We start from the raw sequence: 12,440 nt of genomic DNA, 5'->3' as shown, positions 1-12,440 counted from the left end.
CTAATGAATAATAAGTTTTAGTGATAAATGATAATATCTTGTCTGAAATATTCTATTTACTCCGTCATAGAATACCATCTGATAGCAATTTGCGATGCAAGTTGCATCCTCTACGCGTAAGACGCGCCGCCGCGCTTCCCCACCGCGCGGAAAATCCGGCGGCCACATATCCCATCAATATCAATGATGCACGAATGCTACCATGATCCCCTTTGGGGACACCATACTCGCCACTTATCGGAAGGGAGAGGATGAATCGGCATTGTTCTTTTGTGAGATCTTTTGCGCCCAGATAGGGTCTGGCGGCCCCGCTTTGAACGGGGAAATCCATGACATTACTCACGGCCTGTCTCCTATTAGTTCGAATTCTTTAAACAATCATACGTCTAGCCTGTGTCCACTTGCTGGCGGCAAACTTCGTCTAACGGAACAACGGAAATTCAGGACAACGAGATCATGACATCAATAGTCCGGTGCTATGTGCGACAATACATGCTCATCGCGGCTTTTTGCGCCCCGATCAGGTTCTGGACCGCAATATAGGCTTGCGCGTAATGTTTCCCTGATGCGTCTGCTGATATATCGGGAAGTGCCATTATCATCTCCATCGCCGCGTCCAGAAGCGGCCTGAAATGTGCTTCCAGATAGTTGCCGCGTTCGTGATACGTGATTGGTAAATCGGCCACCATCATTTGAAACAGTTCATAACCATTCTGCTGCAATTGTTCTTCTTCTGGCAAAGACACATCACTTCCCAAAAGGGAAACCACACAGGTTCGATCCGGTGCCAGAAGAAGGATCTTCTCAAGCAAAGGATGAAGAACATGAGAAGACCGCGCGATAATAGGCAATCTCATGGGTCGGCCTCTTCTGCGCTCTTTGGCATCTGACCACACCGCCTGAGCAAATCGCGAAGTTGTTTGATAACCGGGAAGACTTCCTGATTGTGATCTCCGCCGAGGTCTTTCCAGGCGGCCTGTTCCAACTCGACAATCTCGCGATCTTCAGAGAAGACGCGCTCCGTGAATGCGACCACTATTGGCCAGGCAATATCCAGTAAAAAAGGCACTTTCAGTCGTTTGATCGACAACAGACCGAAGACACGGTTGGTCAGCTCCTCACGGTCCTGCGGGAGATACGAGATCCACAGTTCCATCACGGGATCCTCAATCCCTTGCGTTTCAATACGCAGGCTCTGATAGGGATATTGTGTCCTGATGGTCATGACGTCCCGATAGGCAAAATCCCGACCGTCACGGCGTCTCTGGCCGTAAATCAGCGCCTCACTCAAAGGCTGCTTGCCGCCCGTTCGTGCAAACGTGTAACGGGCCTCAACAAAATCATCTCCGTGATCCATTCCCAGAAACCGTGGCTTCATTTTGCCGACAAGTCGGCTGTGCAGAACCTGGTGATTCATATCCATCAGGTTTTCATGCATGAAACTGTAATGACAGTTCACCACCTGGCCGAAGCGCCGCGTGCGGTAACTTCTGTCTCTCACCCTTGGAAAGTCAGGGAATGGGGTTTTGTCCGCAAGAGACTGATCCCCCATAAAAACAAAAATGAGCCCATCTTTTTCTCGACAGGCCCAAGTCCTGAGACGCAGACATTGCGCTTCGGCAGAAACATTGGGCGAAACACATTGTCCGTCTCGGTTATATTTCAAACCATGAGCGATACAGCTTAGAAGATCACCATGGGCCTCTCCTTTTGCGAGCAGAACCTGCCGATGGGCGCACAGGCCATCCAGAGCGTAAGGCACACCGCTTCTGGGACGCACGACGACGATATGCCGTCCTGCAAACCGGACATCGATTGCCTTTTCCCGTCCCAATTCACGGGACCAAGCGACAGGATACCAGAAGTCCGGATTGGTTCTGACTCGTCTTAAATCGATCTGTGCCGCGCACACTGAATGGTCTGAAATTTGGTGAAGCTCGTTTTCCATTGCCTCGGCATTTCAACTGGCTCAGCGCAAAGCGAAACGAAGCAACACCCCGACATAGAGCGTCATACCGTCTCTCACAGTTTCTCTGAGCAAGTGTACCCGTTACCAATACCGGACAGAATGGGTCATTGTCCGGTGACTGAATCTCAAGTGTCTAACGGATCAATGCTGTCTGCAGCACAAAAGCGTCATTCGTATATCGGCCAGAAATGATGGGGGAAAAACCCTGGCCTGAAAAGAGTCCATCGCCTGATTCATCAGGAACGACCGAGGCATGAGGCAGACAGGCATATATTCTCTCCTCCCTTCGGTCATCCCGCCCGATGGTTGGTGGCTGAGCAATGGCAGGTCTCCTGGCTCACGGATCATGGCCAACTGGTTCCAACCTTCCCGTCCCCTATGGGAACAGTGGTCCACGTTCAGAGCGAACGAACCAGCGGCATACCGCCTACAGTTGCGGGAGCAGCCTCCGACTTTGCGCCTGGACGGTCGTCTGACCAGTGCGTGACGGAGTTCCCTATTAACCCGCTTGCGCGGGACCATTGAAGCGTTTGCCTCTGTAACATGCCGCCAAACGCATCCAGCGTGCAAGCTGGAACATCATGGATGGGGCAGAAGGCAGATATCAGTTTTTCGCATGTAGAACGTCCGTCTAGCTCGCCGACACGCCGGAAAACAAGCGCCACATTGATAGTGTCTCTGGCTTTATCTCCTCCGGGTAAAACTTTGCTTCCATCAACCCATGAACGATATTTATGTTTTTATGAAATCAAATCATTTTTGTTCACTGTATCATTCGGGCATAAAGCAGACACCGCTCTTACCAGCGCACATGACGATGACCACGACCTGAGAGAACTGGAAACAAAAATTGGGACCCCCTCGAATTCCCATAAATAAAAATCTGGTTTTTCGTGGTAAAAGGGATGAAGAACCATAATGATTAAGGACTTTACATTCAGTATCAATCGACTTCGCTTTGATGAGAACTATCATCCATCCGATAAGACGCGCCTCACGACCAATTTCGCCAATCTGGCGAGAGGGGAAAGCCGTCAGGAAAACCTGCGTAATGTCCTGCTGATGATTGACAATCGTTTCAATGATCTGGCCCATTGGGATAACCCCAATAGGGATCGCTATTCCGTCGAGCTTGAAATCATTTCCGTCGACATGGATATCGATTTTTCTGGCAAAAGCGACAGCTTTCCGCTGATCGAAGTTCTGAACACGACGATTGTCGATAAAAAAGCCAACAAGCGCATAGAAGGTCTCGCAGGGAACAGTTTTTCCTCGTATGTGCGGGACTATGACTTCAGCGTGTTGCTACCGAAATATAACAAAGATAAGACAGAATTTAACGTTCTTGATAATTACGGGAACTTGCATGGAAATCTTTTTAAGAGCGTTGTGAATTCCACGGCATACAAAAATAATTTCAGGAAATCCCCTGTCATATGCCTTAGTGTCTCAACCAATCGGATCTATCGTCGGACAGAAAATCAGCATCCTGTATTGGGTATTGAATATCAGCAGCGCGAATTTTCCCTGACGGATTACTATTTTAAAAAAATGGGAATGCAGGTTCGCTATTTTATGCCGCCCAATAGCATGGCACCATTGGCGTTCTATTTCTCCGGCGATCTGCTGTCTGATTACTCCGCTCTTGAGCTTATCAGCACCATCAGCACGATGGAGTCTTTCCAGAAAGTTTACCGTCCTGAAATTTACAATGCCAATTCTGCTGCTGCCGATTGTTATCAGCCGAGCCTGAAGAATCAGGACTATTCAAATACCCGAATTGTCTACGATCGCGAGGAGCGCAGCCAGCTGGCGACCGCACAGGGGAAATATACGGAAGAGAATTTCATCAAGCCGTATCACGATGTTCTTGAGCAGTGGTCTGCCAGTTACGCCGTTTGATCAATCAGAAACACAAGGCCATCCCTTATGAAAACACTGCTCCCTACCTCAACGGCTGGCAGCCTGCCCAAACCTTCATGGCTTGCCAAACCCGAGACGCTCTGGTCACCCTGGAAATTGCAGGATGAGGAACTGATCGAGGGTAAACAAGATGCGCTGCGTCTGACCCTGGACGATCAGGATCGTGCCGGAATTGATATCGTCAGCGATGGTGAGCAGACACGTCAGCATTTCGTCACGACGTTTATTGAGCATCTCAGTGGTGTCGACTTCGAAAACCGTCAGACGGTTAAAATTCGCAACCGCTACAATGCAAGTGTGCCGTCAGTCGTAGGCACCGTGACGCGTGAGAAGCCAGTCTTTGTCGAGGATGCGAAGTTTTTACGCACACTGACGAAGAAGCCCATCAAGTGGGCGCTGCCTGGCCCTATGACCATGATCGATACACTTTATGACGGCCACTATAAAAGTCGCGAGAAACTGGCCTGGGACTTCGCCAAAATCCTCAATCAGGAAGCCAAAGAGCTAGAGGCGGTTGGCGTCGATGTCATCCAGTTTGATGAACCCGCCTTCAATGTTTTCTTTGATGAGGTGAACGACTGGGGTATCGCAACATTAGAAAAAGCTATTGAAGGACTGAAATGCGAAACCGCAGTCCATATCTGCTACGGCTATGGCATCAAAGCCAATATTGACTGGAAAAATACTCTTGGTCAGGAATGGAGACAATATGAAGAGATCTTTCCCAGACTGCAGAAATCCAATATCGATCTGATTTCACTGGAGTGTCAGAACTCCCGCGTTCCGATGGATCTGATTGAACTCATTCGTGGAAAAAAGGTCATGGTCGGCGCTATTGATGTGGCAACCAATACCATTGAGACGCCCGAGAAGGTCGCTGACATCTTGCGAAAGGCGCTTCAGTTTGTCGATGCCGACAAGCTTTATCCCTGCACCAACTGCGGTATGGCTCCTTTGTCGCGCGAAGTGGCGCGAGGCAAACTCAACGCCTTAGGCGCAGGCGTGGAAATTGTTCGCAAAGAGCTCTCGGTCTGAGAGACCGCTGGATTGGGATTTCGGTGGTGGAAGAGGCGTAGAGACAACCACGTCGGTGCGCTCTTCCGACAGCCTGCTTTTTAGTGTGTCAGTCATGTCAGGCGGAAAGAGGCGCAGCGCCCACTTTTTTCCTGAAGGCTTCAGGCGGAAGATTGAGGCCGCCTTTAAATCCAGAACGAAGAAAGCGGTAGTTGTCAGTCGAAACCATGGGAAACTATCCGAATGGATCGCGCAGAAGCGTCACGATAAGCGTTTATAAAAATGAACTGAAATGATATATTTTTATCATTATATGAATTTTGTGCATTTATTGGACGAGACATGAGTATTCTGGAGCGTAGTCATCTGACAATCATTCGGGAAGTCACACGAGAGGGCTCGTTGACAGCCGCCGGAATGCGGCTGAATCTGACCCAGCCAGCGCTCAGCCATTCTATCCGCAAGATCGAGCAGCAGCTCGGCGTAAAGATATGGCGGCGGGAGGGACGGTCACTCGTGCTCACCCAGGCAGGGGAATGGCTGTTATCACTGGCGAACCGTCTGCTTCCGCAGTTTGAACTTGCAGAAAATCGCCTTGAACAATTCGCAAATGGCGAGCGTGGTACACTACGCATCGGCATGGAATGCCACCCCTGCTATCAGTGGCTCCTGAAGGTGGTCTCTCCCTATTTAGATAGATGGCCGAAGGTTGATGTGGATGTGCGACAGAAGTTCCAGTTTGGTGGGATTGGCGCGCTGTTCAGTAATGAAGTTGATATTCTGGTCACACCTGATCCGCTTTACAAACCCGGCCTGACGTTCACACCGGTTTTTGATTATGAACTCGTTCTGGCTGTTGGTCCCGAACATCCTTTACGTGAGGAAAAGTTCGTATTGCCGGAGCAGCTTGCAGATGAAACATTGATTACCTATCCCGTTCCGTCAGAACGGCTTGATATTTACATGCAGTTTCTGCAACCAGCCGGGATTGGCCCACGGCAGCAAAAGCAGATTGAGACGACGGACATCATGCTGGTGATGGTGACCCATGGAAGAGGCGTCGCAGCGCTACCGCGCTGGCTGGTGGAAGAGTATGCCTCCCGCTTTGAACTTTACCCTGTAAAACTTGGCAAAAAAGGCATTGCGAAACAGATATTTCTTGGTCGCCGCGAAACTGACGAAGAGATTCAATATCTGCGAGATTTTATCGAATTCGCCGCTTCACCTCATTCAGATCATTAAGGATTGTTTCCGAAATTCACATTGAGAATGTCTTCGCGTCTCTGCTTTTTTACGATGTCCGGTTTCTCTCTTTTCCTTTCGATACCGATGTTCCGTTTACGCCTCACCTCAGCCATTTGACCTTCGATCTGCGTTGCCAGAGAGCAGACATGGGGCCCCTTATTATCTTCCATTCGCTTGAGAATACTAACCATACGGTGATGAACGGTCAGAACTCCGAAACAACTGAGAAAAACGTTCCACGCCGCTGGCCATATTGTGCCTGATAGATTCCGACCCCGCTGCCGTTCCTGAGCTGATAGCGTTTGTCGAACAGATTAACGACATCAGCCCGCACCTTGATGTCGTGTCCGAATGGAACCTTTGTGAAGGTGTGTTGGTAGCCAATGTTGAACACGTCATATTCCGGCTCTTTCTCAAGGTTCGCAAAGCCGCTACGCAGGCCATAACCATAGACGAAATCGACATAGGCCATATCGTGCTTCGTGGTCCACGAAGCGCCGGCTGTCGCGGTGAATTCTCCCTGATGGTCAAGCTGGATGGCGTGACTCTTGATATAGGCCAGCTCAGCCGTATCAAACTGGTATTGTGCGGAATTGATATCACGAGCCGACGTTTTTACGTAGGAAAAATTCCCGAATAATGACCATGGCCCATGTCTCCATGAACTTCCGAATTCGGCACCGTAGACCCGGCCACGTTTGTAGCTGAATGGTGCCAGGATCACCGCACGGCCGAACTGTCCGAGATCGGTGAGATCGTGCGCCCATTTGGCGTAGGCATCGAGTGTGATCTGGAACTCGGGTGTGATGCGCTGAAGAATGCCCCCATCCACATAGTTTGATTTTTCGACCTTCGTCGCGTCATTGATCAGGTTAGCTGCAGCATTGGTTGTGCCTACGAGTTTGGCCAATGTTGATGGATAGACATACTGGGGTGAAGGTGGAGCGAAATAGCGCGAATAACCGATGTGAAGGGTCGTGGTTCGTGTCGGTTTCCAGACCATGTTCGCACGGGGACTCAACTGTCCCTCGTTGCCAAAGGAAGACGCGAACCGGTCGTAACGGATACCATAATTGAACGTCAGATTATGGGTGATCTTGTATTCGTCCTGGATATACGCCCCGGCCTCGACCGACCAGTTGCCTGTGTTGTCGATCAGGCGCACCGGTACATTCGAACTCTGGTTTCCTTGCGCATCGACGGGAAAGGCCAACGTATTGGTATCCAGCCGTTCGGACGTGTATTGCCCCAGAAGACCGGCCCGCAACGTATGGTGGTGCGCTACCTCGTATGACAGATCGAACTGCATGCCGCCGGTTGTGAAGTCGTTGACCTCATGTTCGGAAACACCCTGATAAATCAGGTCACGATCGCGATCGGGCGTGTAATCGATCCGGCCATAACGGAAATAGGGTGATGCCTGAAAGTTCAGCTTGTCCGTTGTACGCTGATAGGAGAGCACGGCGTAGTAATTCTGTTCCGTCTGGCTGTCATTCATCTTCGCCCAGTTCATTGACGGATCATGAGGATTCACGCCGGCCACATCATAAATGGTGGTATAGTCGGGGCTGTTCACATCGAATGTCTTGAACGAATTGGGAATTTCGAAATCCGCATAGGAGGCGCTGGTGAGCAGCGTCACCCTGCTGACATCGTCAATATGGTAGGACAGGTAGGAGAAGGCTTTTTCCTGCTCCGTCACATCATGAACGGCTCGGAAGGTATCGCTCGGGTTTTCAATGCCGATATTGTTACGGGTGAACGACAGCGTGGTGAAATAATCCAGCTTTCCATGCTGGCCACCAAGCTGCACGGACGGCACGAACGTGTTGTAGCTCCCGCCATAAAGCGAGACCTGGTTGTGCTTCAGGCTGTCGCCGGTCTTGGTGGTCACATCCACCACCCCTGCTGTGCGGAAGCCGAACTGTGCTGGCAGGGTTCCGGTCAGTAGATCCACCGACTGGATGATGCGGGTATCGAGTTCCTGCCCGAAGCCGTTCAGTCCTTCGGGCAGCAGCACACCGTTGACGCGGTAAGTGAGACCCCCGTGCTCTCCACGCACATGGACCTCGCCGTAACTGTCGAGCACGACACCAGGCACACGCAGAAGGATTTGGCTGAAGGCCGCATTCTGTCCCCCTGGTGTGGTAGTAATCTGATGCTGGTCGATGTGGTAGTCGACAGCTCCCAAGCCGGGGAAAATGCGCGCGCGCTCCTGGTTAAGGTGGCCGACGACATTGATGTGCTCAGGGACGCTTGAGTCGGTCGGAGCCGATTTTCCAGACGGTGTGGCCTTCTTCCGTGCGCTTTTTTTTCTCTCGTGGCGGGCAGATTCGACATTCTGCGTCGCTGATGCGGGCTTGGCGGTCATAGTGCCCGTACCCAGAGCGATAGTTTCATCAGCCGTTGCCGTGTTCATGCAGAACCAGCTCAGTCCCGCAGCCACGCAGGAACACAGCATAGCGCGTGAACTCGCGCGAAGTCGGATGCATTTATGACCGGAATTCTCCCCGGAATGCCTGTGCTTATAGGAATAGCATTTGCTATATTTCGAGGTGAGCATGAGGATATGGTTCTTCTGTGAAGGGTGCCCCGAGGGCGGTTGAGCCTAGGAAATCGTGTCGAAAAGCAGTTAGAAGTTGAGAACCTGAATGACAACCGCCACGATCCACGAGAGCGCGGCGAGTTTCTTGGAAATGACGAACTCGCCCATTTTTCGGCGGTCGGAGACGAACAGGACCAGAGGAATGACGGCGAAGGGCAGTTGTATCGACAGAATGACTTGGCTGAACAGCAGCAACTCGCGATGTACAGCATCTGGCTATTGGTCACGATCTCAGGCAACGGAAGGAAACCCTTCACGATACCCGCCAGAGGCGGGGCTGCCGCCACGACCTGAACGGCGAAGCAAATGGCAATGATGCTCAGAAGCCCGATGGTAAAGGCTTCCAGATAGTGGAAGCCCCTGTTCATCAGGAACAGGACAATAAAAGTATCGAGCACCGAGATCACGGCGCCCGCAAGCAAAGGAATCCCGAACAGGAGTTGAAGCGCCACGGCCGTGCCGATGACTGCGGCCAGATCGCAGGCGATGATGGCCAGTTCGCAGGCCAGCCACAGCATGATGTTGATGGCCGGTGGAAAATGGTCGCGACAGGCCTGTGCGAGATCCCGCCCGGTCGCGATACCCAACCGAGCTGACAGGCCCTGGAGCAGGATCGCCATCAGGTTCGACAGCATGATGACGGAAAGCAGGGTGTAGCCGAACTGCGCACCGCCCTGGAGATCGGTCGCTCAATTACCGGGGTCCATATAGCCGACCGAGACCATGTAACCCGGCCCCACGAAGGCCAGAAAGCGCCGGAGTCAGGATGGTCGCCAGACGGCAAATGCACCGTGGCAAAGGCTTCCGGCAGGCTGTTACTGTCGGTTTCCGTCAGCTTGGCAAAGCGCGAGGCTCTAGGTTTCGAGACGGGAGACGGAGTGCTGACGTGAGTGCGATGGGCCATGATGACGCAGTAGATCGTACACTTCGACTATATGCAATATGCTATATTAAAAAGTATATACAAAATTATCATGTAGATAATCCTATATATAGCATTTACTATTCTATCCTCATTGGAATATATCTCCCAGACAGAAACAATTCTTCCCAGCAAGCTAGCTGTTAGGTTGTCACTCTCTCCCCTCCCCGCTCTTTCTCCTGCGCGCGATTACGCCCCGGTACGCCGGAGCACGCCGATTTACGCCTGCGTACGGAGCAGTTGGTTGCGGGTATCATGGACCCCGATTTGAACCTACCGGCGTTAAACCCTTGAAATAATGAGGAATTTGATAGGCGTGTCGTGTTGGGCGCAACAAAAAACCCCGCCAAGTCAGGGACTTAGCGGGGTTTTGAGGGTGTTTCATGGTTGCGGGGGCAGGATTTGAACCTGCGGCCTTCAGGTTATGAGCCTGACGAGCTACCGGGCTGCTCCACCCCGCGTTTGTGGTGATTTTAGGGTGATTTGGAAGACCTGGCGGCGACCGACTTTCCCACGACTTAAGCCGCAGTATCATAGGCGCTGGGGGTTTTCACGGCCGAGTTCGGGATGGGATCGGGTGGATCACTCCCCGCCATGGCCACCAGGTCATCCAAATCACCCTTGAGTTGGGGTGGTGTGGACGGTTGGGTATGATGAAGTATGACGTTTTGCATGGATGATTTCTGTGCACGGGCCGTTCTTTTAAGGGAACGGTAAGAGAGTGAGCCTATTGGGCGATTAGGACCAGTTAGCTACACGCATTACTGCGCTTCCACACCTGGCCTATTGACGTGATGGTCTATCACGGCCCTTGGGGAGACCTAGTTTTGAGGTGGGTTTCCCGCTTAGATGCTTTCAGCGGTTATCCCGTCCACACTTAGCTACCCGGCGGTGCCGCTGGCGCGACAACCGGTGCACCAGAGGTGTGTTCATCCCGGTCCTCTCGTACTAGGGACAAATCCTCTCAAGTCTCCAACATCCACGGCAGATAGGGACCGAACTGTCTCACGACGTTCTAAACCCAGCTCACGTACCACTTTAATCGGCGAACAGCCGAACCCTTGGGACCTGCTCCAGCCCCAGGATGTGATGAGCCGACATCGAGGTGCCAAACCTCCCCGTCGATGTGGACTCTTGGGGGAGATCAGCCTGTTATCCCTAGAGTACCTTTTATCCGTTGAGCGATGGCCCTTCCACGCGGGACCACCGGATCACTATGGCCGACTTTCGTCTCTGCTCGAGCTGTCACTCTCGCAGTCAGGCGGGCTTATGCCATTGCACTCAACAGCCGGTTTCCGACCGGCCTGAGCCCACCATCGCGCGCCTCCGTTACACTTTGGGAGGCGACCGCCCCAGTCAAACTGCCCACCATACAGGGTCCCGGATCAGGCTAACTGACCGCGGTTAGACATCAGAAAAATTCAGGGTGGTATTTCAAGGATGGCTCCACGGGAACTGGCGCCCCCGCTTCAAAGCCTCCCACCTATCCTACACAGAATGTCTCTGATGCCACTGTAAAGCTGCAGTAAAGGTTCATAGGGTCTTTCCGTCTGACCGCGGATACCCCGCATCTTCACGGGGAATTCAATTTCGCTGAGCCGATGCTGGAGACAGCGGGGAAGTCGTTACGCCATTCGTGCAGGTCGGAACTTACCCGACAAGGAATTTCGCTACCTTAGGACCGTTATAGTTACGGCCGCCGTTTACCGGGGCTTCAATTCAGTGCTCTCACACCTCCTCTTAACCTTCCGGCACCGGGCAGGCGTCAGGCCCTATACGTCGTCTTTCGACTTCGCAGAGCCCTGTGTTTTTACTAAACAGTCGCTACCCCCTGGTCTGTGCCACCCGCCAATGGTTGCCCACCAACGGGTCTCGCTTATCCCGAAGTTACACGAGTAATTTGCCTAGTTCCTTCAGCATCGTTCTCTCAAGCGCCTTGGTATTCTCTACCAGTCCACCTGTGTCGGTTTCGGGTACGGTCTATACGCCAGAGCTATTTCCTGGAATGCGCAAAAAGCCAGTCCAATCCATTAAGGACTGACAACATCTTGCATTCGTCACTTCTGACAGGTTCAGGAGTGTTCACCTGATTCCCATCGACTACGGCTTTCGCCCTCGCCTTAGGGGCCGACTAACCCTGCGTGGATTAACCTTGCGCAGGAACCCTTGGACTTTCGGCGACAGTGTTTCTCGCACTGTTTGTCGCTACTCATGTCAGCATTCGCACTTCCGATATCTCCAGAGAGGGTCACCCCGTCTCCTTCACAGACTTACGGAACGCTCCGCTACCGCGCATATCATAGATATGCACCCACAGCTTCGGCACGTGGCTTGAGCCCCGTTACATTTTCGGCGCAGGGTTTCTATTAGACCAGTGAGCTATTACGCTTTCTTTAAAGGATGGCTGCTTCTAAGCCAACCTCCTGGTTGTTTTGGAATCCCCACATCCTTTCCCACTTAGCCACGATTTGGGGGCCTTAGCTGGTGGTCTGGGCTGTTTCCCTCTCGACAATGGACCTTAGCACCCACTGTCTGTCTGCCAGGCTATACTTCCGGGTATTCGGAGTTTGGTTAGGTTTGGTAAGGCTTTGGGCCCCCCTAGCCCATCCAGTGCTCTACCCCCCGGGGTAAATACCTGACGGTCTACCTCAATAGATTTCGCGGAGAACCAGCTATTTCCGAGTTTGATTGGCCTTTCACCCCTAGCCACAGCTCATCCCCGACTTTTTCAACAGGCGTGGGTTCGGCCCTCCAGTGCGTGT

At 52.2% G+C, this 12,440-nt stretch carries 6 protein-coding genes, 1 tRNA gene, 2 rRNA genes, 1 pseudogene and 1 riboswitch (1 of these 11 only partly in view); of the genes and pseudogenes, 3 read left to right on the top strand and 7 right to left on the bottom strand.

The window, feature by feature from the left end:
* Positions 1–476: 476 nt before the first annotated feature.
* A complete protein-coding gene (locus tag ASN_RS14450; RefSeq protein WP_231948246.1) occupies positions 477–770 on the bottom strand; it encodes a hypothetical protein in 294 nt (97 codons plus the stop codon).
* An 83-nt stretch (positions 771–853) separates the two neighbouring features.
* The gene (locus ASN_RS14445; protein ID WP_058988567.1) at positions 854–1,948 is read right to left on the bottom strand and encodes a Rieske 2Fe-2S domain-containing protein; all 1,095 of its coding nucleotides are present in this window, start codon (positions 1,946–1,948) and stop codon (positions 854–856) included.
* A 326-nt stretch (positions 1,949–2,274) separates the two neighbouring features.
* A riboswitch (cobalamin riboswitch) is annotated at positions 2,275–2,507 on the bottom strand.
* A gap of 380 nt (positions 2,508–2,887) precedes the next feature.
* On the opposite strand from ASN_RS14445, the gene ASN_RS14435 reads away from it, so the two are divergent.
* From ASN_RS14435 to ASN_RS14425, 3 genes are all read left to right on the top strand, one after another.
* A complete protein-coding gene (locus tag ASN_RS14435; protein ID WP_058988565.1) occupies positions 2,888–3,871 on the top strand; it encodes a DUF1852 domain-containing protein in 984 nt (327 codons plus the stop codon).
* 27 nt (positions 3,872–3,898) lie between these two features.
* The gene (locus ASN_RS14430; RefSeq protein WP_058988564.1) at positions 3,899–4,927 is read left to right on the top strand and encodes a methionine synthase; all 1,029 of its coding nucleotides are present in this window, start codon (positions 3,899–3,901) and stop codon (positions 4,925–4,927) included.
* A 321-nt stretch (positions 4,928–5,248) separates the two neighbouring features.
* Positions 5,249–6,148, top strand: a complete 900-nt coding sequence (locus ASN_RS14425; protein ID WP_058988563.1) for a LysR family transcriptional regulator — start codon at positions 5,249–5,251, stop codon at positions 6,146–6,148.
* 208 nt (positions 6,149–6,356) lie between these two features.
* Here the strand turns inward: ASN_RS14425 and ASN_RS14415 are convergent, their stop codons facing one another.
* The 5 genes and pseudogenes from ASN_RS14415 to ASN_RS14390 form a co-directional block, all read right to left on the bottom strand.
* Entirely contained in the window at positions 6,357–8,570 is a 2,214-nt protein-coding gene (locus tag ASN_RS14415) for a TonB-dependent receptor (RefSeq protein ID WP_231948245.1), read from the bottom strand.
* Positions 8,571–8,783: 213 nt separating this feature from the next.
* Positions 8,784–9,660: pseudogene (locus ASN_RS18980) on the bottom strand (Nramp family divalent metal transporter).
* Positions 9,661–10,062: 402 nt separating this feature from the next.
* Positions 10,063–10,139 (bottom strand) — tRNA-Met (locus ASN_RS14400).
* A 29-nt stretch (positions 10,140–10,168) separates the two neighbouring features.
* A 5S ribosomal RNA gene (rrf, locus tag ASN_RS14395) occupies positions 10,169–10,284 on the bottom strand.
* Between the two features lie 111 nt (positions 10,285–10,395).
* Positions 10,396–12,440: ribosomal RNA gene (locus ASN_RS14390) — 23S ribosomal RNA — on the bottom strand; it runs 696 nt beyond the window's last position.

The sequence above is a fragment of the Acetobacter senegalensis genome, assembly GCF_001499615.1.
Taxonomy (GTDB): domain Bacteria; phylum Pseudomonadota; class Alphaproteobacteria; order Acetobacterales; family Acetobacteraceae; genus Acetobacter; species Acetobacter senegalensis.
This window is presented reverse-complemented; position numbering and strand designations above follow the sequence as displayed.

What these genes read in the sequence shown, in the direction of transcription:
- ASN_RS14435 (WP_058988565.1), top strand. Translation starts at nt 2,888, where the DNA reads ATGATTAAGGACTTTACATTCAGTATCAATCGACTTCGCTTTGATGAG.
- ASN_RS14425 (WP_058988563.1), top strand. Translation starts at nt 5,249, where the DNA reads ATGAGTATTCTGGAGCGTAGTCATCTGACAATCATTCGGGAAGTCACA.
- ASN_RS14445 (WP_058988567.1), bottom strand. Translation starts at nt 1,948, where the DNA reads ATGGAAAACGAGCTTCACCAAATTTCAGACCATTCAGTGTGCGCGGCA.
- ASN_RS14430 (WP_058988564.1), top strand. Translation starts at nt 3,899, where the DNA reads ATGAAAACACTGCTCCCTACCTCAACGGCTGGCAGCCTGCCCAAACCT.
- ASN_RS14415 (WP_231948245.1), bottom strand. Translation starts at nt 8,570, where the DNA reads ATGAACACGGCAACGGCTGATGAAACTATCGCTCTGGGTACGGGCACT.